This is a genomic window from Kitasatospora sp. NPDC085879 (assembly GCF_040686255.1).
Classification (GTDB): Bacteria; Actinomycetota; Actinomycetes; order Streptomycetales; family Streptomycetaceae; genus Kitasatospora.
The window spans coordinates 1-20,325 of record NZ_JBFBJZ010000094.1 but is presented as its reverse complement, the minus strand read 5'-3'; the positions used below and the strand labels follow the sequence as shown (position 1 = coordinate 20,325).

Below are 20,325 nucleotides of genomic sequence, written 5' to 3'. Positions count from 1 at the left end.
TACCGAACTCCCCCGCCCGGCCGCGGGGGGCCCGCCCGGGGGGGGGGGGGGGGGGGCCCGGGGGGCGGGGGGGGGGCGGCCGCCCCCCCCCCCGACTCCCCCGAGGCCGGCTTCGCCCGCGACATGGCGGCCCACCACCAGCAGGCCATCGACATGTCCTTCATCGTCCGCGACCGCACGCAGGACGAGGAGGTGCGCAACCTCGCCTTCGACATCATCAACACCCAGGCGAACCAGCGCGGCATGATGATGGGCTGGCTCGACCAGTGGGGGCTCACCCAGAGCTCGCCCGCCAAGCCGATGGCGTGGATGGGGCACACCTACACCGCGCACGACGGCTCGCTGATGCCGGGCATGGCCACCAACACCGACCTCGCCAAGCTCCGGACGCTCGGCGGCCGCGACGCCGAGGTGCTCTACCTGCAGCTGATGATCGAGCACCACAAGGGCGGCGTGGCGATGGCCCAGGGCTACGTGGACGTGGCCCGCAACGACGTCGAGAAGCGGCTCGCCCAGACCATGGTCAACGGGCAGAAGTCGGAGATCGACCTGATGACGGCGATGCTCGCGAAGCGGGGGGCGCAGCCGCTCTCCTGAGCCGCGGCGCCGCCGGAACAACCGCGGCGGGCGGGTCGGACGGGAACGTCCGGCCCGCCCGCCGTCGTTGCCCCGCCCACCCGGTCGGGGCGTTCAGGTGCGGAGGACGGGTCGGGGGCGGCCTGCACCGCACAGCCGGACGGCGGCCAGCGCGGCCGCGACCAGCACCAGCAGGACGGCCCGGCCGCCGGCGCCGGCCCCGGCCAGGTGGACGCCGAGCACCGGCAGCGCCGTGCCCAGGGCGGTGCCGAGGCTGCGCACCATGTTCACCATGCCGCCGCCGACCGCGGAGCTCTCCGCCGGGACGGACCGCATCACCAGGGCGTTGTTGGCCGGCAGCAGCAGGCCGAGCCCGTAGCCGGCCACCGCCAGCGGGACCGGCGCGAGCAGCGGCGACAGCGGCAGCAGGGCGAGCAGCAGCAGACCGGCGGTGGTCACCAGGGCGCCCGCGCGGCCTCGGCGGGCGTCCGACCAGTGCCGCGGCAGCAGCGCGCCGCCCGCCGTGGCGGCGATCGCGAAGGCGGCGGGCAGCGCGGTGACGACCAGCCCCGCGGTACCGGCGGACACGCCCGCCGAGTCCAGCATCACCGGCCCGAGCACCAGCGGGCAGAACAGCAGCAGGTAGCCGATCAGCGCGACCACCAGCCCGGCCCGTACCCCAGGGGTGTTGACCAGGCCGGGGGCGATGATCGGCCGGTCCGCCCGCTGCTCCTGCCGGGCGAGGGCGACCGAGCACAGGCCCGCCGCGGCGAGCAGCACCACCACCGCCCAGCCGGGCAGCGGCAGGCCGGAGGCGGTGGAGAGGGCGAGCAGCAGCGCGGAGGAGGCCGCCACCAGCAGGACCAGCCCGAGCAGGTCGAACCGGGACTCGCGGCGGGCCACCGCGACCGCGGCCGGATCGGCGGAGGACGGGGATTCGGCCCGCCGGGTTCGGGCCGCGTCCGGTCGGCTGCGGGGCAGCAGGAACCAGCCCGCCAGCAGGCCGAGCACGGCGATCGGAACGTTGATCCAGAACGCCCACCGCCAGGAGGTGTGCGCCACCAGCAGCCCGCCGACGGTCGGGCCGAGCGCCAGCCCCAGCGCCTGGGCGGCCGCCTGGATGCCGAGCGCGGTGCGCATGGCCCCGGCCGGTACCCCGCGGGCGACCAGTGCGACACTGTTCGCCTGCATCATCGCCCCGCCGACCGCCTGGACGGCCCGGCAGGCGACCAGCACCCACAGCCCCCCGGCGAGACCGGCGGCGAGCGAGGCCAGGGCGAAGACCGCGAACCCGCCGAGGTACATGGTCTTGCGGCCCACCGTGTCCGAGAGCCGGCCGACCGGCGCCAGCAGGGCGACGAGCACCAGCAGGTAGGCGAGCGACACCCACTCGACCGCCGCGAAGCCGGCGTCGAACTGCCGCTCCAGGGCCGGGAAGACCAGGGCCGTGATGCTGGCCGTCAGCTGCCCGAGGAAGGCGCCGAGGCAGACGGTGCCGACGGCGAGCCAGTGCGCGTGCGGCCAGGCGGCGACGGTGCGGGGCCGCGGCCGCTCGGCCAGCAGCAGGACGCTGTCGACCAGGCGGGGGCGGTGGGCTGGTACAGGCACCTCCCAAGAATACATCGGCAGCAGACATATTCGCTAACAGACCATGTCGGTGGACAGAACTGTCCGCGCTGCGGAACGGCCGTGAACGGTGGGGCGGGAGGCCATCGGCGAGCCGATACGCTGTCCGCCATGTCGGAGCCGTCCCACCCCGTACCGCCCACCGCGACCGCCCCTCCCCCGCCCGGCGACGCGGCCCCCGTATCCGCCTCCGCATCCGCCTCCGCGGACACCGTGGCGGACGAGGCACTGGCGATCGAGCGGGCTCAGCGGCTGACCGATGTGATCACCCGGCTGCGCCGGGCGCTGCGCAGCAGCATCCGCACCGACTACCCCTGGGAGTCGCTGCCGATGGCCCAGGTGGAGCTGCTGCAGACGCTCGCCGTGGCCCCGATGCGGGTCGGCGAGCTGGCCGCCCGGCAGCGGCTGGCCCCCAACACCGTGAGCGGCCTGGTCGGCAAGCTGCTGGAGGCGGGCTTCGTCGACCGCCAGGCCGACCCGGGCGACCGCCGCACCGCACGGATCGCGCTCACCGAGGCGGGCCGCAACCAGCTGCTGGACTGGCGCCGCGCCCACGAGCGCCGCCTCGCCGACGCCCTGGAGAGCCTCTCCCCGACCGATCGCGACGCGGTCATGAACGCCCTCCCCGGCCTCGAACACCTCGCCCGCACCCTCGCCGGCGACACCGCGGCCTCCGACGACCGTTCCTAGCTACGCCGGGCCGCTGCGGGCGTACCGGCCCGGAGTCGTACCCAGGACCCGCTTGAAGTGCCGGGTGAGGTGGGGCTGGTCGTAGAAGCCGACGGCGGTCGCCACCTGGGACGGTGGCTGTCCGTCGAGGAGCAGGCGTCGGGCACGATCGACGCGGCGGGACATCACGTACTGGTGGGGTGCGATGCCGAACGCGGCGCCGAAGGCGCGGACGAGATGTGCCGGGTGGGCGTGGAGCAGGCCGGCGGCCTCGTCCAGAGTGACGCCTTCGAGCAGCCGCGCGTCGAGGAGGTCGCGCAGGTTCCGGGCGACACCGCGGTCGCACGCCGGGGAGTCGACGGCCGATCTGGGGCGCAGGTGCGCGCGCAGGCGCCGGCCGACGAGGGCCAGCCGGCTCTCCGCCTCGAGTTCGTCCCCCCGGTTGGCGAGGGCGGTGTGCAGCCGTCCGATGTGTCTGCGCAGCACGGGATCGGCGAAGTCGGGGCCGTCGACCGCCGGCCCGATGAGGCTCTCGTCCAGCTGTGTCGTGTCGAGGTAGAGGACACGCTTGCGGAAACCCTGGGCGGTGGCGGGTGAGCCGTTGTGCGGGACGTGGGGCGGGAGCAGGCTGACGGTGCCGTCGGGGGTGCCCCGTTCGTGGCGGTCGAGGTCGTAGCGGACCGCGCCGTCGTCGACGATCAGCAGCGTCCAGGCGTCGTGCACGTGCATCGGGTACGTGTGCTCGGTGAAGCGGGCGTGCAGGACCTCCACCACGCCCGGAACCGACGGGCGCCAAGCAGAGATGTCCTGCCGGGATGCCATGCAAAGAACGTACAAGACGGCGGGGGCGCGCATCCCGCAGTCTCGGAGCATGAGAACGATGGATCAGACGGACGCCCGGTCCGGAGCCGCGACCGCTGCGGCGGCCGAGAGCGCGCCGGTCCGCTTCGACACCAAGATCGCCGTCCTGCTGCGCGACGACCTGGAGCCCTGGCAGCGGTTGAACGTGACCGCCTTCGTGGTCAGCGGCTTGGGCACGACGTCGCCGGAGGTGATCGGCGAGCCGTACGCGGACGCCGACGACACCGCGTACCTGCCGATGTTCCGCCAGCCCGTCCTGGTCTTCGAGGGGACGAGGGAGATGCTGGCCCTCGCGCACGGCCGTGCGCTGTCCCGCTCGCTGCCGACGGCGGTGTTCACCTCGGAGCTGTTCGCCACGGGCAACGACCGGGACAACCGGGCGGCCGTACGGGCCGTGGGCACGGACCGGCTCGACCTGGTGGGGATGGCCGTCCACGGACCGCGCAACGCGGTGGACAAGATCCTCAAGGGTGCGCGGATGCACCCCTGACCGGCCGGCCGGTCAGGGGTCGGGCCGGTCAGAAGAGCGTGGCCCCGCGTTCGTGCTCCAGCAGCCAGCGCTTGCGGTCGATGCCCGCGGCGAAGCCGGTGAGGGCGCCGCTCGCGCCGACGACGCGGTGGCAGGGGCGGATCACCAGCAGCGGGTTGGCGCCGACGGCGCCGCCGACCGCGCGGACGGCCGTCGGCGGCAGGCCGGCTGCGGCACCGAGCTCGCCGTAGGTGACGGTGCCGCCGTACGGGATGTCGTCCAGCGCCTTCCACACCTGCCGGCGGAACTCGCTGCCCTCGGGGTCGAGCGGCAGGTCGAAGGAGGTGCGGGTGCCCTCGAAGTAGGCGGTGAGCTGCTCGACCGCCGCGGCGAGGGCCGCCGGGTCGGGCAGCCAGTCCGGCGCCGGCTCGACCGGGCCGCCGCGCTGCCCGGGGGCGGTGACGGAGACCAGGGCGACCGGCCCGTCGCCGTCCGCCCGGCCGGCCAGCAGCAGTTGGCCGAGCGGGCTCGGCATGGTCGTGAACACCGTCGTCATGACGCCACCTCCGGGGCGAGCGCGGCCGCCGGCGCGGGGGTGTCCGAGGTGCCCAGCCAGAGCCGGTGCACCGCGTACGAGCGCCAGGGCGACCACGGGCGGGCGGCGGCCTCGGCGGCGGCCGGGTCGCCGGGCAGGCCGATCCGCAGGAGGCCGTGCCGGACGCCGGCGTCCCCCGGCAGGAAGACGTCCGGGTCGCCGAGTGCCCGCATCCGCAGGTAGCCGACCGTCCAGGGGCCGATGCCGGGCAGGGCGAGCAGGTCGGCGGCGGCCCGGTCGCGGTCGACGCCGCCGTCCAGCCGGACGGTGCCGTCGGCGAGGGCCGCGCACAGGCCGCGCAGGGCGCGGCGGCGGGCCGCGGGCATCGCGAGGTCGCCGTCCTCGGCGGCGGCCAGGGCGCCCGCGGTCGGGAAGAGCATCCGCAGGCCTCCGCTGGGCGCGGGCAGCGCGGCACCGTACCTCTCGGCGAGCCGGCCGGCCAGGGTGCGGGCCGCGGCGACGCTGACCTGCTGGCCGAGCACGGCGCGGACGGCGAGCTCGTGCGGGTCGACGTGGCCGGGCGAGCGGACGCCGGGCCGGGCGTGGACGGCCGCGCCGAGCCAGGGGTCCGCACCGAGCTGCTCGTCGACGGCGTCCGGGTCGGCGTCCAGGTCGAACAGCGCCCGCAGCCGGTGCACGGCCGTGGTGAGGTCGCGCAGGTCGGTCAGGGCGAGCCGGCAGTCGAGCCAGCCGCGGGTCGGCGGGTCGGCCGCTGCTAGCCCGTCCACCTCGGCGACGGCGTGGCCGTACGGCAGGGCGAGGGTGCGGCGGTAGGTGCGGACGCCGGGCCGGCCGCCGGGCACGACCTCCTCGATGCCGGGGACGGCGCGCAGCGCGAGGAAGTCCAGCAGGTGGTCGCTGTCCAGGGCGCCGCGGTAGGCGAGCCGCAGGGCGAGGGTGCCGGCCGCGGCGGTCCGGGTGCGGCGGCCGGTGGCCTCGGCGCGCAGGCCGCTCGGGGTGCGGTCGTACACCTCGCGGACGGTCTCGTTGAACTGCCGGACGGAGGCGAAGCCGGCCGCGAAGGCGATCTCGGTGACCGGCAGCTCGGTGGTCTGCAGCAGCAGCCGGGCGGCCTGGGCCCGCTGGGCGCGGGCGAGCGCGAGCGGTCCGGCGCCGAGTTCGGCGGTCAGCTGGCGCTGGAGCTGGCGGGCGCTGTAGCCGAGCCGGTCGGCGAGGCCGGCGACGCCCTCGCGGTCGACCACGCCGTCGCCGATCAGCCGCACGGCACGGCCGACCAGGTCGGCGCGGTGGTTCCACTCCGGGGAGCCGGGGACGGAGTCCGGGCGGCAGCGCCGGCAGGCGCGGTAGCCGGCGCCCTGGGCGGCGGCCGCCGTGGGGTAGAAGGTGCAGTTGACGCGCTTCGGGGTCACCGCCGGGCAGCTGGGCCGGCAGTAGATGCCGGTGGTGCGGACCGCGGTGAAGAAGACCCCGTCGAAGCGGGAGTCGCGGCTGTCCACGGCCCGGTACCTGGTCTCGTCGTCGATCACGCCCTCCAGTCTGCGCCACCCCGACGCCCCCGACTGGCGGAAATCGGACATCGCCGTGCCGGCCCGCCCGCGCCGCCCGTCCGGACCGCTCGTCCGGACCGTGGACGTTTCCGCGGCCACGGCGGCCGGTGTCCGGGACGACCCGATTCCTGGGAGCGCTCTCAACTCGCTCGACGTACCCGATAGGCTCTGATGCGAACAGATCCGTGAGAGGAGCCCAGGGTGTCGCAGCAGCAGCCCACCGGCGCCGGAGCCGCCGCCGGGCCCTCCGGCGGGCATTCCGGCAGCGCACAGACCCGCGGCGGATCACACCCCGACCCCGGCGGCGGGCGGGGCGAGCCCGCGAGCACCCCGCCCAGGCCGACCCTGGAGTCCGTCGCCGAACTGGCCGGGGTCTCCCGGGCCACCGCCTCCCGGGTGGTGAACGGCGGCGCGGGCGTCCGCGCCTCGCTGCGCGAGAAGGTCCAGCGGGCGGTCGACGAACTCGGCTACGTCCCCAACCTGGCGGCCCGCACCCTCGTCACCCGGCGCAACCACGCCGTCGCGGTGGTGGTCTCCGAGCCGGAGAGCCGGCTCTTCTCCGACCCGTTCTTCGCCCAGCACCTGCGCGGCATCTCCCGCGAGCTGTCCTCGGCGGACAACCAGATGGTGCTGCTGCTCATCGAGGACCAGGCCGACTACCAGCGGGTCGGCCGCTACCTGGCCGGCGGCCACGTCGACGGCGCCCTGCTCTTCTCGCTCCACCACAGCGACCCGCTGCCGGACATCGCCCGCCGGGTCGGGCTGCCGTTCGTGATAGGCGGACGCCCGGGCTGGCCCGGCGCCGAGTCCGACCGGGAGCTGACCTACGTGGACAGCGACAACCGCGGCGGCGGCCGGATCGCCGTCCAGCACCTGCAGTCCCTGGGCCGGACGAGGATCGCCACCATCACAGGACCGCTCGACCAGACCTCCTCGACCGACCGCCTCGACGGCTACCGCGACCTGCTGCCCGACGGCGACCCCGACCTCATCGCCGAGGGCGACTTCACCCCGGACGGCGGCGGCCGCGCGATGGCCGAGCTGCTCGCCCGCCGCCCCGACCTGGACGCCGTCTTCGCCGCCTCCGACGCGATGGCCTCCGGCGCGCTGCGGGTGCTCCGCGCCGCCGGCCGCCGGGTGCCGGAGGACGTCGCAGTGGTCGGCTTCGACGACGTCGAGCAGATCGCCGCCTGGACGGACCCGCCGCTCACCACCGTCCGCCAGGACATCGAGGAGATGGGCCGCCTGATGGCCCGTCTGCTGCTGCGCCGCCTCGCCGGCCAGGCCGACACCACCGGCCGCCGCGGCCCGACCTCGGTGATCACCCCGACCCGGCTGGTCGTCCGCGGCACGGCCTGACGCACCGCCACTATCCGCTCGCAGAACGGTTCGTACCCATGCGATGATGGCGCCATGTGGTCACGACTGCCCTTCGGGGAGCGGCTCAGGACCGAACTCGGCACACCGCGCGGGGCCCGCAGGCTCGGCAGCAGCCCGCGGTCGCGGGTTTGGCGGGCCGAACTCTCCGGCACCCCCGTGGTGGTCAAACAGCTCCGCGCCGGGCCGGAGGCCGACGAGCGGTACGCCCGCGAGCTGGCCGCGCTGCGGCTCACCGGCCGGGCCGACCCGCCGGTGGCGCCCCGGCTGCTCGCCGCCGACCCGGACGCGCGGGTGCTCGTCCTGGAGCACCTCGAGCACCGAACTCCGCGCGAGGACTGGGTGATCGACTACGCGGCCGCCCTGGCCCGGCTGCACGCTCTGGCCGGCGGTGGCCACGGCCACGGCCTGCCCGCCTGGTCCGGGCCCACCGGCGAGGACGTGGAGGCCTTCCTCCGGCTGGCCAGGGAGCTCGGCGCCGTCGTACCGGCCGGCGCGCACGCCGAACTCGACGGCCTCGTCGACCGGCTGGCCGCACTGCCCGGCCGCGCCCTGCTGCACGGCGACCCGTGCCCGGGAAACGACATGCACACCGGGGACGGCATCCGCTTCGTCGACTTCGAGCAGGCCTCGCTCGGGCCCGGGATCGTCGAACTCGCCTATCTGCGCATCGGATTCCCGACCTGCTGGTGCGCCACCGCCCCCGCGTCACAGCGGCTGGCGGCCGCCGAGGCCGCCTACCGCGCGCAGTGGCGCGCCGACACCGGCACCGACGTCCACGGCGACCTCGCGGATGCCTGCACCGGGTGGCTGCTGCGCGGCGACGCCCTCGTCCAGCGCGCCCACCGGGGCACCACCGACCACCTGGCCCGGATCCCCCACCGCGACTGGACCTGGGGCACCGCCACCGCCCGCCAGCGGCTCGCCCACCGGCTGCGGACGGTCGACCGCCTCACCGCCGACAACCCCGCATCCAGGGACCTGGGCCGGCTGGCCACCGCCATGTACGAGGGCATGCTCGCCCGCTGGCCCGGCATCCGCCCGCTGCCCGAACGGCGGCCGTAGGAGCGCGCGCCGACCGTGACGGACGGCCCTCCGTCGACGACGGCGGGCGCCCCGCGCCCGGCGGGGGGAGCCGGGGGCGGGGCGCGGCAGCAGGAGGGATCAGCCGATGGTCCACTTCTGGTTGGCGCCGCCGCCGCAGGTCCAGGTCTGCAGGCGGGTGCCGTCGGCCGAGGAGTTGTCCTTGGCGTCCAGGCACTTGTTGGCGCCGACGTTGGTCAGGTCGTGCGCCGCGGTGTAGGTCCACTTCTGGGCGTTGGTGCCGTTACAGGTGTACAGCTGGACGACGGCGCCGTCCGCGGTGGAACCGCCCGCCACGTCCAGGCACTTGCCGAGGGCGCGGACGGTGCCGTCGCTGCCGACCGTCCACTGCTGGGCCGGGCTGCCGGTGCAGTTGTGCAGCTGGATGGGGGTGCGGTCGGCGCTGGAGCCGCCGGCCACGTCGACGCACATGCCGCCGATACCGCGGATCGGCCCGGCCGCCGGGCTGCTGCCGGAGCCGGAGGCGCGCACGTAGTCGACCACCATGGCCTGCGGGAAGGCGGTTGCGCCGTCCGGGCTGCCGGGCCAGTCGCCGCCGATCGCCAGGTTGAGGATGACGAAGAACGGGTGGTCGAAGACCCACTTGTTGCCGTTGGTGTCGGCGGGGGTGCGGGTCTCGTAGGGGGTGCCGTCCACCGACCAGACGATGGCGCTCGGGCTCCAGTCCACGGCGAAGGTGTGGAAGTCGTCGGCGAAGGCCTTGCCGCCGGGCAGGCTGTACGCGGCGCCGAGACCGCCGGCGCCGGAGTAGCCGGGTCCGTGGATGGTGCCGTGCACGCTGTTCGGCTCGCGGCCGATGTTCTCCATGACGTCGATCTCGCCGCTGTTCGGCCAGCCCGCGGTGCCGAGGTCGTTGCCGAGCATCCAGAAGGCGGGCCAGACGCCCTGGCCGCGCGGGATCTTGATGCGGGCCTCGAAGCGGCCGTACGCCTGGGTGAAGGTCCGGGCGGTGTTCAGCCGGGCCGAGGTGTACTGGCACTGCCCGTACCAGCAGCCGAGGCCGGGGTCGGTGTTCTTCTTCGCTGTGATGACCAGGTGGCCCTGGCCGTCCAGTGCGGCGTTGGAGGTGCTGTTGGTGTAGTACTCCAGCTCGTGGTTGCCGAAGCCCGAACCGCCCGTCTCCAGCGTCCACTTGGCGGCGTCGGGGCCGCGGCCGGCCGGGCCGTCGAACTCGTCGGACCAGGTCTGTGCGGCGACCGCTGCGCCGGCCCGCGGGGCCACCGCGTCGTTGGCCGACACCAACGCCGCCCCCACGAGGGCCGTGGTGAGCGTGAGCACGAGTCCGCCGAGCGACCAGCGGCGTTTGCGGTGGGAGGCCATGACAGGCACACCCCTTCCTGGGGTACGGGCGTGAGCAGAGCAGGGAGGACCGCACGTACCCGAAGGAGCGAGAGCGCTCTCTTCGCGACCGGGGCGGCTCCGGTGGGCCCACACGCTACCGACCTGACGGCCCGCCGACAATGCCGACCTCCGCCACCGGCAAGCCCCTGACCTGCGGCGATACAAATCTCCGCAGACCCTTAAGCGTCTCTTAGGGCTCACTTGACCTGTGGACATCATGCGGAGGACCCGCAGCGCCGGAAATCGGTTGCCCGACGCCTCGGCGGGTGACAGCGTGCCGGGTCTCCTCCGGAAAGGGACGGCGGGCATTGACGATCCGATTCCACGGCGCCGACGAGGTCCCGTACGGCTGCTTCTCCAACTTCTCACCGCACGGCGTCGACCTGGGCGGCACGCACTGGCCCACCGTCGAACACTGGTACCAGGCACAGAAGTTCCCGGGCAGCCGGTACGCCGAGCGGATCCGGCGGGCCGACTCCCCGCTGCGGGCCGCCGACCTGGGGCGCGATCCGGCGACGGCGCCGCGGCGGGACTGGCTGCGCGTCAGGGACGAGGTGATGCGCCGCGGCGTCGAGGCCAAGTTCCGCGCCCACGAGGACATCCGGACCGTCCTGCTGTCCACCGGCGGAGAGCAACTGGTCGAGGACACCTTCGCCGACGACTACTGGGGCTGCGGACGCAACGGCACCGGCCGGAACATGCTGGGCCGCATCCTGATGCGCACCCGCAGCCGCCTCGCCGCCGAACAGGCCGCGGCCCCCGGGCGACGCGGCCGGAACTCGGATGCCGCCGTCCGGCTGCGGGGCTAGCCTGGCCGGATGGACCACTCCCACCATGGCCTGCCCAAGGCCGAGTTCGCCTTCCCCGGGCCGCTGCGCGACGCACTCGTCGCCGCGATCCTGGACGGCTCCAAGACCAGCACCACCGGCCTGGTCGCCGAGTACGAGAAGCTGGGCGAGCCGCTGCCGTCGGCCGGTCTGCGGGAGGCCGTGGTGGACTCCGACGAGCGGGTGGTCGCGGTGATCGAGCTCACCGAGGTGCGGATCGCCCCGCTCGCCGAGGTCGACCTCGCACACGCCGTCGCCGAGGGCGAGGGCTACGGCTCGGTCGCCGAGTGGCGGGCCGGCCATGAAAGCTTCTGGCACAGCGAGGAGTTGCGCGCGGTCCTGGAGGACCCGGCCTTCACCGTGGACGCGTCCACCCCGCTCGTCCTGCAGCGGTTCCGGGTGGTCGAGCGCTTCGGCCCGGTCGGCGACTGAATGCCTTCCGGACGGCCGCCGTGACCTCCTTCCTCACCCACCGCCTGCTGGTGATCGACTCCTCGCTGAGCACCGTGCGCCGGCACTCGGCCCTGCGGACGTGCCTGACCGAGTTCGCGCCCTACGGGCTGCGCGCCACTTACCACCACCTGACAGTGAGCGCCGCGATGCCCCGCGATCTGGCGACCGACCCCGGGTCGCTGACGCGCGCGGTGGAGGAGCTGCACGAGGCACGCCGGCTCCGGCTGGCGGACAGCGAACGGTGGATCGAAAGGCGGCGCGCGGACAAACGGGCCGGCCGCCGCACCCTGCCGCCCGGGGAACCGTGGTGGGAACACCCGCTGCCGGCCGCCCGGTGGGCCGACCCGCAGGTCCACCCGCCCCTGACGCTTCCGGCGTACGTCCGGCGGCAGATCGCACTCGCCGCCGGCCTGGCGCTGCCGGGCTGCCGGTGGTGCGGTGAGGAGCCGGACCGGAAGACCGGGCCGGCCGGCCCCGGATGCACCCGGTGGTGCCGCGGCTGCGGGGCCCCGGGGCGGATCTGCCCGTGCGGCTGCGCCGCGGTGGGCCGCCCGGACAGCGGCGGCGCCGCGGAGGCGTGGCGCCGGGTGTGGCGGCGCGAGCACCGGGAGCAGGGCGGGTGCGACGGTCGACGTCTGGCTGCCCTACGACTTGCCCGAGGCTCGGATCGCCGGCGGCCGCCTGGTCAATAGCGCTCTCGCCCCCTCCCACTCGGTGCTGGCCGACCCCGAGGGCAACGAGGCCTGCGTCGGCGCGGCCGGCTGGACCGACCGCGAGCGCGCCGACCGGTAGCCCACGGGGCACGGGGGACTCCTCGTCCTCCCCCGGCGGTGTGCGCGCGGGGAGGACGAGGAGCGTGGGAGCCGGTCGCTAGTTGAACGGGATGCGCAGCACCGAGGCGCTGCCCTGGGTCTGGGTGGCGCCGACCCTCAGTTGGGCGGGGGCGGAGCCGATGGCGGACCAGATCTCGATGCGGACGGTGCCGTGGTCGAGGGTGCCGAGGCTGCCGGTGACCGAGCTCGGACCGGCCGCGGCGGCGGAGTAGCGCTCCCAGCCCGCGACCGGGTCGGTGGCGAAGTACCGGTAGGTCTCGACCCGTTCGAAGGTGCCGTCGCCGGTGAGGTCGTAGGAGACCCTGGCCTGCTGGCCGAGGCCGACGGCGCTGCCGGCGTCGACCCAGAGGTCGAAGTCGGTGGCCGCGCCGGGCTTCACGGTGCCGCTGAGGTTGCGGATCTCGTAGACCTTCGCCTGGTAGGGCGTGCCGTCGTGGTTGGTGCCGCCCGCGGAGGGCAGGGTGTCGGTGGCGGCCGCGCTGCCGTAGCCGGTGGTCAGGGTGCCGCCGGGCTGCAGGTAGAAGGTGTTGCCGGTCGTGGCCGTCGCCGTCGGCGTGGGCGTCGGAGTCGGGGTGGGCGTCGGAGTCGGCGTCGGGGTGGGCGAGCCGGTGGGCGTGGGCGACGGGGTGACGCCGCCGCTGCCGCCGTCCTGCCGGCTGCCGTGCTCGGTGGCGGTGGAGCGGGCGGGCACGGTCAGCGTGTAGCCGTCCGTGAAGTGCACGGTGCGGGCGGCGGTGGTGTAGTTGTGCGCCACGTGGGTGCGGGTGCCGCCGTTGGTGAAGACGGCCGCGGTCGGGGTGTCGGCGGTGGTGGCCGCATCGAGGGTGCCGAGCGAGGCCAGGTTGTGGATCCAGTGGTAGGTGTGGGCCTTGGACTCGCCCTCCTCCGGGGTGTAGCCGGCATTGCCGGTGTCCCAGTCGGTCTTGGCGGCGGCCGGGTCGGTGAGGGCCTCGGTCTCCCAGAGGATGTCCCGCCAGTCGGTGAAGGCGCCGCCGTTGTTGGCCTTCAGTTCGGCGAGGTTGGCCCGCAGGTCGTCCTGGCGGCGGGCCAGGTAGAGCGATCCGCCGTTGACGGGCAGGAAGTTGATGCCGTGGATCATGCCGGGCGAGGCCGTCCACCAGGTGGAGTAGGCGGCGCCGCTGCCCCAGACCATGCCGACGGTGGCGTGGCCGAAGGTGCTCGGGAAGACGGTGTGGTCGGCGTCGAACCAGTACTGCTGAACGGCGTTGGCCTCGGTGGTGTAGAGGTAGACGCCGAGGTCGCGCAGGGCGGTGTCGCCGGTTGCGGAGCCGTAGAGGATCAGCCCGGAGCTGAAGTTGAGGCCCTCGGAGGAGGACTCCTGGTTGTTGCCGGCGGCGAAGCCTGCGTGGCCGGAGGCCCAGCCGTGGCCGGCGTAGACGTCGAAGTTGCGCAGCAGCGGGAATCGGGCGTCGGTGCGGTCGGCGTTGGCGGCGTCCTTGGCGAGCAGTTTGACCATGCCGCCCCAGGCGGAGTCGGCGGCCCACGCGGCGTCGTAGCGGGCGACGGTGGCGGCGGCCTGGACGAAGTAGCCGTAGTGGAAGTGGTGGTCGTTGAGTTCGGCGTCGGTGCCGTAGGAGGCGGGGTAGCCGATCAGCGTCTTCCAGGTGGAGTCGTAGGCGAAGACGGGTGAGCCGGTGCCCTTGAACCAGGTTTCGAGCTTGCCCTTGAGCAGGCCGATCAGCTTGTCGCGGGTGGCGGTGTCGCCGAGCTGGTCGGCGACGGGCACGAGCTGGGCGAGCCGGCCGAGGGCCTTGCCCGTCCAGTAGGTGTCGGTGGCGCCCTGCCAGGGGTCGGCGGCGTTCGCCTCGGCCTTGACCATGGTGTCCAGGGCGGTGCGGTCGTAGGCGCCGAGGTCGGGCAGCGAGGGCAGGACGCCGGTGACGGCCTGCGTGGTGGTGAAGGTGGCGCCCTGGCGGACCTTCATGGTGCCGCGCGGCGAGGTGTAGGTCAGCCCGGTGAGCGGGTCGGCGGTGGCCTGCCACTGGTGCGGGTAGAGGGCCAGCAGGGTGCCGGTCTCGCTGCCCTCCTGCGGGGTGGTGGTGGCGGTGTAGGTGGTGCTCAGCGCGCCGGCGGACTCCTGGTAGCTCCAGTCGGCCTTGGTGTCGGTGACGAAGCTGTAGGCGTAGGTGCGGTACCGGGCGAGGTCGGCGGGCGAGGGCAGCACGGCGACGGAGTAGTAGTCCTTGGCGCCGAGTGCGGCGGTGAGCGTGCTGCCGCTGATCGTCCAGTCGGTGCCGGTGGGGGCGAACAGGCCGTAGTGGTGGCCGCCGACGGTGATGCCGAGGACGTTGCCCTGGTCGGCGAAGACGGTGGGGGTGCCGGCCGTGGTGATCTGGGCGGCGCCGCCGGTGGCGTGCGCGTAGACGTAGGGCAGGCCGTGGCCGATGGTGGCGCTGAAGGTGTGGCCGGCGTCGGCCCAGTAGGGGGTGACCGTCCAGTCGGACCAGCCGTCGACCTTGGTGTCCGGGGAGCTGAGGCCTGCCACGCCGAGGGTGAGGTCGCGGGTGTGGGTGAAGTCGTACTGGCGGCCGTCGGAGGTGATCGTCGGCGTGGTGGGGTAGCCGACCTCCAGGCCGCTCGCGTTCGCCTTGAAGGTGAACGGGTGGGCGTACATGTTCTCGGAGTACGGGTTGCCCGCGTAGCGCTGGTAGATCAGCGAGGACCACCAGTCGTTGGTGGGGGCGGCCTTGCCGGCCATCCGCGCGGTGACCTTGGGGGTGACGGGGGCGCCGTCGGCGTTGCTCGGCCCGACCGTGCCGGCGGGGCGGGTGTCGGCGTATCCGCCGAGGCCGACCGGGACGGTCGCGGCGGCGGCGCTGCCGGCGGCGACGGTCGCGGTGAGTGCTGCGGCGGCCGCCAGGGCCAGGGCGGTGACCGCCGCGGCCGGGCTGCGCAGGGATCTGAGCTTCATCGGGCTCCACCTCGGGTGGGGGGTGGGGGACGGGTGAGTTCTTGAAAGCGCTCTCAGCGATCGGACCGTAGGGCCGAATCCGACGGAGTGTCAATGCGCTGAACGGAATCCCCCATCCAACCCTCCGGGCGGCCACGAAGGCCCGTAGGGCGAGGTGGAGCGGCACATTCCGAGGTTACGGTCAGGTTTCGACCCCTTGACGCCCACCCGCGCGCCCCGGCACTCTCCTTTCATCGCTGAGAGCGCTCTCAGAAATTCGGCACCCGGGCATCGACATGCCGCGGCCCGCGGGGAGCGCTCGCCCGTCAGCGCCCCCTTCGCAGACTCCAGCCACCCACCTGTCCGGTCAGGAGACATCCCCATGCGCCCGTTCAGAGACCGCCGTACGGCTGCCCTCGGTACCGCCGCCCTCGCGGCGACCATGCTGCTCACCGCCTGTTCGTCCGGCGGCACCGCCTCCAAGGACGCCGCCGACGGCAAGGTCGCCCTGACGATCGACCTCTTCGGCACCTTCGGGTTCAAGGAGACCGGCCTCTACGACGAGTACATGAAGTCGCACCCGAACATCACCATCAAGCAGTCGGACACCCAGGACGAGGGCCAGTACTGGCAGGCCCTGCAGACCAAGCTGGCCGGCGGCGGCGGCCTCGCCGACATCCAGGGCCTGGAGGTCGGCCGGGTGGCGAGCGTCGTGCAGAAGCAGTCCGACAAGTTCACCGACCTCAAGACGCTCGGCATCGGCGGCGTCAACGACGGGCTGGTGCCGTGGAAGGGCGCGGCGATCAAGACCGCCGACGGCAAGGTGCTCGGCGCGGGCACCGACATCGGCCCGGAGGCGATCTGCTACCGCACCGACCTGTTCAAGGCGGCCGGCCTGCCCACCGACCGCACCGAGCTGGCCGCCAAGTGGTCCAGCTGGCAGGGCTACCTGGAGCTGGGCAAGCAGTACACGGCCAAGGCGCAGCCGGGCAACGCCTGGACGGACAGCGCGGCGGGCATGTTCACCGCCGAGGTCGGCCAGCAGAAGGTGCGCTACTCCGACGAGGGCGGCAAGGCGGTGTACGAGACCAGCCCGGCGGTGAGGACGGCCTGGGACGACGCCACCAAGCTGGTCGCCGACGGCCTCTCCGCCAAGCTGCCGCAGTGGACCCCGGAGTGGAACAAGGCCTTCTCCACCGGCAAGTTCGCCACGCTGAGCTGCCCGGCCTGGATGATCGGCTACATCAAGGGCCAGGCGGGCGACGCCTTCGCGGGCAAGTGGGACATCGCCTCGGGCCCCGGCAAGACCGGCAACTGGGGCGGCTCGTACCTGGCGATCCCGCGGACTGCGAAGCACCCGAAGGAGGCCGCCGAGCTGATCAAGTGGCTGAACGCCAAGGAGCAGCAGGTGAAGCTGTTCACCAAGCAGGGCTCCTTCCCGTCGAGCACGGACGCGCAGGCCGAGATCAAGTCGGTGCAGGACCCGTACTTCAACAACGCGCCGATCGGCCAGATCTTCAGTGAGTCGGCCGCGGCGATGCCGGCCCAGGTGCTGGGCACGGACGACGGTGTGATCGGCAAGGCGTTCACCGACGCGCTGGGCGAGGTGGAGCGCACCAGCACCGCGCCGGCCACCGCCTGGCAGCACGCGCTGGACAACGTCAAGAAGGCCAACGGCAACTGACGACCGACCACCGGCCCCCGGCCCTTCCGGCCGGGGGCCCCGTCCGAGGACTCCCCATGGCCATCACCTCTCCCCCCGCCCCGGCGGCCGGGCGGCGCCCCGAGCGGCCGGCCCCGGCCGGTGCGGCGCGCCGGTCCGGTCCGCGTACGGCGGGGCGGCTCGCCCCGTACGGCTTCGTCGCGCCGTTCTTCGTCCTGTTCGCCGCCTTCGGGCTGTTCCCGCTGGTGTACACGGCGTACGTGTCGCTGCACCGGGTGGAGCTGCAGACCTCGGAGCAGATGGACTGGCTGGGCCTGCAGAACTACACCCGGCTGTTCGAGGACCCGTTCTTCTGGAACGCGCTGGGCAACACCTTCACCATCGGTGTGCTGTCGACGGTTCCGCAGCTGCTGATGGCGCTCGGCCTGGCGCACCTGCTGAACTACCGGCTGCGCGGCCGGACGTTCTTCCGGGTCGCGATGCTGATGCCGTACGCGACCTCGGTGGCGGCGGCGACCCTGGTCTTCGCCCAGCTGTTCGGCCGGGACTACGGCCTGATCAACTGGGTGCTCACCTCGGTCGGCGTCGGCCCGGTGGACTGGCAGGCGGACACCTGGGCCTCGCAGTTCGGCGTGTCGGCGATCGTCACCTGGCGGTGGACGGGCTACAACGCGCTGATCTACCTGGCCGGTATGCAGGCGATCCCCGGCGAGCTGTACGAGTCGGCGGCGATGGACGGCGCCTCGCGCTGGCAGCAGTTCCGCCATGTGACGATCCCGGGCCTGCGGCCGACGATCGTCTTCACCGTGGTGGTGTCCACCATCGGCGCCACCCAGCTCTTCGGTGAGCCGCTGCTGTACGAGGGCAACTCGGGCGGCGGCATCTCGCACCAGTACCAGACCCTCGGCCTCTACATGTACGAGCAGGGCTGGACCTTCTTCCACCTGGGCCGCGCGGCGGCCGTGGCGTGGGTGATGTTCCTGCTGATCGTGGTGCTCGCCCTGCTGAACGCGGCGATCGCCGCCCGGCGCAACCGTACGGACCGGTGATCGAGATGATGCTTGCCAAGCGCTCCCCCCTGCAGGGCGGTCCGCTCGCGTACGCGGTGCTGGGCGTGGCCACGCTGCTGTTCGTCTTCCCCTTCTACTGGACGCTGGTGGCGGCCAGCCGGACCAACTCCGAGCTGAGCGGGGCGACTCCGGCGTTCACCCCCGGGCCGAACCTGTTCCACAACCTCGGCGAGGCGCTGCAGCAGGCCGCGATCGGCACCGCGCTGTGGAACTCGCTGCTGGTGTCGGGCGCGGTGACCGCCGGTGTGGTGCTCTCCTCGACGCTGGCCGGCTTCGCCTTCGCCAAGCTGCGGTTCCGCGGTCGCGGGCTGCTGCTGGCGGTGACGGTCGGCACCATGATGATCCCGCCGCAGCTGGGCGTGATCCCGCTGTTCATGGTGATCGTGAAGATGGACCTGCAGAACAAGCTGCCGGCGGTGATCCTGCCCTCGCTGGTCTCGGCGTTCGGCGTGTTCTTCATGCGGCAGTTCCTGATCCAGGCGCTGCCGGACGAGCTGATCGAGGCCGGCCGGGTCGACGGCGCCTCGGCGCTGCGGATCTTCTGGTCGATCGTGCTGCCGGTGGCCCGGCCGGGCATGGCCGTGCTGGGCATGCTGACCTTCATGGCCACCTGGAACGACTTCTTCTGGCCGGTCGTGGCGCTGAGTTCGCAGAACCCGACGGTGCAGGTGGCGCTGAAGTCGCTCGGCCAGGGCTACGTGCCGGACCAGTCGGTCGTGATGGCCGGCACGCTGCTCGGCACCCTGCCGGTGCTGCTGGTCTTCGCGCTGCTCGGCCGGCAGATCGTCGGCGGCATCATGCAGGGCGCCGTCAAGGGCTGAGCCGTGCCCTCTCCGTCCGTGCTTCCCCAACCACCCCTTCCGGAAGGCGACATGTCCGTCGAAGCCCTCCCCTCCCCCGTCCGCACCGGTTTCCCGGCCGGCTTCGTCTGGGGCGCGGCGACCGCCGCGTACCAGATCGAGGGCGCCGCCGCCGAGGACGGCCGCACGCCGTCCATCTGGGACACCTTCAGCCGTACGCCGGGCAAGGTCCGCAACGGCGACACCGGCGACATCGCCGCCGACCACTACCACCGGTTCCGCGAGGACGTGGCGCTGATGGCCGGGCTCGGGCTCGGCGCGTACCGGTTCTCACTGGCCTGGCCGCGGATCGTGCCCGGCGGCCGCGGCCCGGTGAACGAGGCCGGCCTGGCGTTCTACGACCGGCTGGTCGACGAGCTGCTGGCGGCCGGCGTCACCCCGGTGGCGACGCTCTACCACTGGGACCTGCCGCAGGAGTTGGAGGACGCGGGCGGCTGGACGAACCGGGACACCGCATACCGCTTCGCCGAGTACGCGCAGGTCGCGGCCGAGCGCCTCGGCGACCGGATCGGTACCTGGACGACGCTCAACGAGCCGTGGTGCAGCGCCTTCCTCGGCTACGGCAACGGCATCCACGCGCCGGGCCGCACGGACCAGGCGGACGCCCTGGCCGCCCATCACCACCTGCTGCTGGCGCACGGTCTCGGCACCGGCGCGCTGCGCGCGGCGCTGCCGTCGGCGGCGCAGGTCTCGCTGACGCTGAACCTGGCGGCAGTGCGGCCGCTGACCCGGGACGCGGCCGACCTGGACGCGGCCCGGCGGATCGACGGCCTGGCGAACCGGATCTTCCTGGACCCGGTCTTCCACGGCCGCTACCCGGCGGACGTGCTGGCGGACACCGCGGAGCTCACCGACTGGTCCTTCGTCCACGACGGCGACCTGGCGGAGATCTCCCGTCCGATCGACTCGTTGGGGATCAACTACTACACGCCGACCGTGGTGGCCGCGGACGACCCGGAGAACCCGGCCGCCCGCCAGGACGGGCACGCCGGCGAGCTCTCGCCGTGGCCCGCCGACCGCGGGGTGCGCTTCCTGCCCGCGGAGGGCAGCCGCACCGCGATGGGCTGGCCGGTGGACGCCGACGGCCTGTACGAGCTGCTGACCCGGCTGCGCGACGACGTGCCGGGGCTGCCGCTGCTGGTGACGGAGAACGGCGCCGCGTACGAGGACTACTGCGACCCGAGCGGCGCGGTGCGCGACCCGGAGCGGATCGCCTATCTGCACGGCCACCTGGCGGCGGTGCGCCGGGCGATCGCGGACGGCGCACCGGTGCAGGGCTACTTCCTCTGGTCGCTGCTGGACAACTTCGAGTGGGCGTTCGGCTACAGCAAGCGGTTCGGCATCGTGCACGTGGACTTCGCGAGCCAGCGGCGCACCCCCAAGGAGAGTGCGCGCTGGTACGCGGAGGTGATCCGGACGGGCGACCTGCCGGCCTGACGGGCCGGCCTTGGACGCCGTGCGGCTGCCGGGGGCTGTGGGGGCTCCGGCCCACCTCACGCTTGAGCGAGGCCGCGCGGGCCTCGGTGTCCTTGTAGTCGTCGGCGTTGATGATCAGAGCGGTGCGCCGCCCCTCGCCCAGCAG

General features: G+C 73.8%; 17 protein-coding genes and 1 pseudogene. 12 read left to right on the top strand and 6 right to left on the bottom strand.

Annotation, left to right across the window (positions count from 1 at the left end; genetic code table 11):
* Nucleotides 1-93: 93 nt before the first annotated feature.
* Nucleotides 94-597 (top strand): annotated as a pseudogene (locus AB0P35_RS37785) (DUF305 domain-containing protein); the annotation flags it as partial.
* A gap of 93 nt (nucleotides 598-690) precedes the next feature.
* On the opposite strand, the gene AB0P35_RS37780 reads toward AB0P35_RS37785, so the two are convergent.
* On the bottom strand, nucleotides 691-2,184 hold the full coding sequence (locus tag AB0P35_RS37780) for an MFS transporter (protein ID WP_363520222.1): 1,494 nt from the start codon (nucleotides 2,182-2,184) through the stop codon (nucleotides 691-693).
* A gap of 129 nt (nucleotides 2,185-2,313) precedes the next feature.
* On the opposite strand from AB0P35_RS37780, the gene AB0P35_RS37775 reads away from it, so the two are divergent.
* On the top strand, nucleotides 2,314-2,892 hold the full coding sequence (locus AB0P35_RS37775; RefSeq protein WP_363520220.1) for a MarR family transcriptional regulator: 579 nt from the start codon (nucleotides 2,314-2,316) through the stop codon (nucleotides 2,890-2,892).
* On the opposite strand, the gene AB0P35_RS37770 is transcribed toward AB0P35_RS37775, so the two are convergent.
* Nucleotides 2,893-3,693, bottom strand: a complete 801-nt coding sequence (locus tag AB0P35_RS37770) for an AraC family transcriptional regulator (RefSeq protein WP_363520217.1) — start codon at nucleotides 3,691-3,693, stop codon at nucleotides 2,893-2,895.
* Nucleotides 3,694-3,751: 58 nt separating this feature from the next.
* On the opposite strand from AB0P35_RS37770, the gene AB0P35_RS37765 reads away from it, so the two are divergent.
* Nucleotides 3,752-4,222, top strand: coding sequence for a DUF2000 domain-containing protein (locus tag AB0P35_RS37765; RefSeq protein WP_363520215.1), 471 nt, complete (start codon nucleotides 3,752-3,754; stop codon nucleotides 4,220-4,222).
* Nucleotides 4,223-4,250: 28 nt separating this feature from the next.
* On the opposite strand, the gene AB0P35_RS37760 is transcribed toward AB0P35_RS37765, so the two are convergent.
* Entirely contained in the window at nucleotides 4,251-4,757 is a 507-nt protein-coding gene (locus tag AB0P35_RS37760; protein ID WP_363520212.1) for a methylated-DNA--[protein]-cysteine S-methyltransferase, read from the bottom strand.
* A complete protein-coding gene (locus tag AB0P35_RS37755; RefSeq protein ID WP_363520209.1) occupies nucleotides 4,754-6,283 on the bottom strand; it encodes an AlkA N-terminal domain-containing protein in 1,530 nt (509 codons plus the stop codon). The genes AB0P35_RS37760 and AB0P35_RS37755 overlap by 4 nt, the downstream gene beginning before the upstream one ends.
* Before the next feature lie 366 nt (nucleotides 6,284-6,649).
* On the opposite strand from AB0P35_RS37755, the gene AB0P35_RS37750 reads away from it, so the two are divergent.
* Both AB0P35_RS37750 and AB0P35_RS37745 read left to right on the top strand, forming a co-directional pair.
* Nucleotides 6,650-7,663 (top strand): LacI family DNA-binding transcriptional regulator, encoded by a 1,014-nt coding sequence (locus AB0P35_RS37750; protein ID WP_095877278.1) that lies wholly within the window; start codon nucleotides 6,650-6,652, stop codon nucleotides 7,661-7,663.
* Between the two features lie 54 nt (nucleotides 7,664-7,717).
* Nucleotides 7,718-8,746 carry an aminoglycoside phosphotransferase family protein gene (locus tag AB0P35_RS37745; protein ID WP_363520206.1) on the top strand — a complete coding sequence of 343 codons (1,029 nt, stop codon included), beginning with the start codon at nucleotides 7,718-7,720 and terminating at the stop codon, nucleotides 8,744-8,746.
* A gap of 99 nt (nucleotides 8,747-8,845) precedes the next feature.
* On the opposite strand, the gene AB0P35_RS37740 is transcribed toward AB0P35_RS37745, so the two are convergent.
* On the bottom strand, nucleotides 8,846-10,105 hold the full coding sequence (locus AB0P35_RS37740) for a family 16 glycosylhydrolase (protein WP_363520203.1): 1,260 nt from the start codon (nucleotides 10,103-10,105) through the stop codon (nucleotides 8,846-8,848).
* A gap of 329 nt (nucleotides 10,106-10,434) precedes the next feature.
* Here AB0P35_RS37740 and AB0P35_RS37735 point away from each other — a divergent pair, with 329 nt between their 5' ends.
* From AB0P35_RS37735 to AB0P35_RS37725, 3 genes are all read left to right on the top strand, one after another.
* Nucleotides 10,435-10,935 carry an NADAR family protein gene (locus AB0P35_RS37735; protein ID WP_363520200.1) on the top strand — a complete coding sequence of 167 codons (501 nt, stop codon included), beginning with the start codon at nucleotides 10,435-10,437 and terminating at the stop codon, nucleotides 10,933-10,935.
* Between the two features lie 9 nt (nucleotides 10,936-10,944).
* Nucleotides 10,945-11,385, top strand: a complete 441-nt coding sequence (locus AB0P35_RS37730) for an ASCH domain-containing protein (protein ID WP_363520197.1) — start codon at nucleotides 10,945-10,947, stop codon at nucleotides 11,383-11,385.
* A gap of 672 nt (nucleotides 11,386-12,057) precedes the next feature.
* Nucleotides 12,058-12,198 (top strand): hypothetical protein, encoded by a 141-nt coding sequence (locus tag AB0P35_RS37725; RefSeq protein ID WP_363520194.1) that lies wholly within the window; start codon nucleotides 12,058-12,060, stop codon nucleotides 12,196-12,198.
* 78 nt (nucleotides 12,199-12,276) lie between these two features.
* On the opposite strand, the gene AB0P35_RS37720 is transcribed toward AB0P35_RS37725, so the two are convergent.
* Nucleotides 12,277-15,171, bottom strand: coding sequence for a glycosyl hydrolase (locus tag AB0P35_RS37720; protein ID WP_363520191.1), 2,895 nt, complete (start codon nucleotides 15,169-15,171; stop codon nucleotides 12,277-12,279).
* A 421-nt stretch (nucleotides 15,172-15,592) separates the two neighbouring features.
* Here AB0P35_RS37720 and AB0P35_RS37715 point away from each other — a divergent pair, with 421 nt between their 5' ends.
* Genes AB0P35_RS37715 through AB0P35_RS37700 form a run of 4 tightly spaced genes read left to right on the top strand, consistent with a single transcriptional unit; the run spans nucleotide 15,593 to nucleotide 20,180 of the window.
* Nucleotides 15,593-16,834, top strand: a complete 1,242-nt coding sequence (locus AB0P35_RS37715; protein ID WP_363520227.1) for an extracellular solute-binding protein — start codon at nucleotides 15,593-15,595, stop codon at nucleotides 16,832-16,834.
* A gap of 56 nt (nucleotides 16,835-16,890) precedes the next feature.
* The gene (locus tag AB0P35_RS37710) at nucleotides 16,891-17,862 is read left to right on the top strand and encodes a sugar ABC transporter permease (protein ID WP_363520188.1); all 972 of its coding nucleotides are present in this window, start codon (nucleotides 16,891-16,893) and stop codon (nucleotides 17,860-17,862) included.
* A 5-nt stretch (nucleotides 17,863-17,867) separates the two neighbouring features.
* The gene (locus AB0P35_RS37705) at nucleotides 17,868-18,704 is read left to right on the top strand and encodes a carbohydrate ABC transporter permease (protein ID WP_363520225.1); all 837 of its coding nucleotides are present in this window, start codon (nucleotides 17,868-17,870) and stop codon (nucleotides 18,702-18,704) included.
* 51 nt (nucleotides 18,705-18,755) lie between these two features.
* The gene (locus tag AB0P35_RS37700) at nucleotides 18,756-20,180 is read left to right on the top strand and encodes a GH1 family beta-glucosidase (protein ID WP_363520185.1); all 1,425 of its coding nucleotides are present in this window, start codon (nucleotides 18,756-18,758) and stop codon (nucleotides 20,178-20,180) included.
* Nucleotides 20,181-20,325 lie beyond the last annotated feature (145 nt).

Bases quoted from the DNA above. Each gene is read 5' to 3' on its own strand.
- AB0P35_RS37775 (WP_363520220.1), top strand. From the start codon at position 2,314: ATGTCGGAGCCGTCCCACCCCGTACCGCCCACCGCGACCGCCCCTCCC.
- AB0P35_RS37770 (WP_363520217.1), bottom strand. From the start codon at position 3,693: ATGGCATCCCGGCAGGACATCTCTGCTTGGCGCCCGTCGGTTCCGGGC.
- AB0P35_RS37765 (WP_363520215.1), top strand. From the start codon at position 3,752: ATGGATCAGACGGACGCCCGGTCCGGAGCCGCGACCGCTGCGGCGGCC.
- AB0P35_RS37760 (WP_363520212.1), bottom strand. From the start codon at position 4,757: ATGACGACGGTGTTCACGACCATGCCGAGCCCGCTCGGCCAACTGCTG.
- AB0P35_RS37745 (WP_363520206.1), top strand. From the start codon at position 7,718: ATGTGGTCACGACTGCCCTTCGGGGAGCGGCTCAGGACCGAACTCGGC.
- AB0P35_RS37740 (WP_363520203.1), bottom strand. From the start codon at position 10,105: ATGGCCTCCCACCGCAAACGCCGCTGGTCGCTCGGCGGACTCGTGCTC.
- AB0P35_RS37730 (WP_363520197.1), top strand. From the start codon at position 10,945: ATGGACCACTCCCACCATGGCCTGCCCAAGGCCGAGTTCGCCTTCCCC.
- AB0P35_RS37720 (WP_363520191.1), bottom strand. From the start codon at position 15,171: ATGAAGCTCAGATCCCTGCGCAGCCCGGCCGCGGCGGTCACCGCCCTG.
- AB0P35_RS37715 (WP_363520227.1), top strand. From the start codon at position 15,593: ATGCTGCTCACCGCCTGTTCGTCCGGCGGCACCGCCTCCAAGGACGCC.
- AB0P35_RS37710 (WP_363520188.1), top strand. From the start codon at position 16,891: ATGGCCATCACCTCTCCCCCCGCCCCGGCGGCCGGGCGGCGCCCCGAG.
- AB0P35_RS37705 (WP_363520225.1), top strand. From the start codon at position 17,868: ATGATGCTTGCCAAGCGCTCCCCCCTGCAGGGCGGTCCGCTCGCGTAC.
- AB0P35_RS37700 (WP_363520185.1), top strand. From the start codon at position 18,756: ATGTCCGTCGAAGCCCTCCCCTCCCCCGTCCGCACCGGTTTCCCGGCC.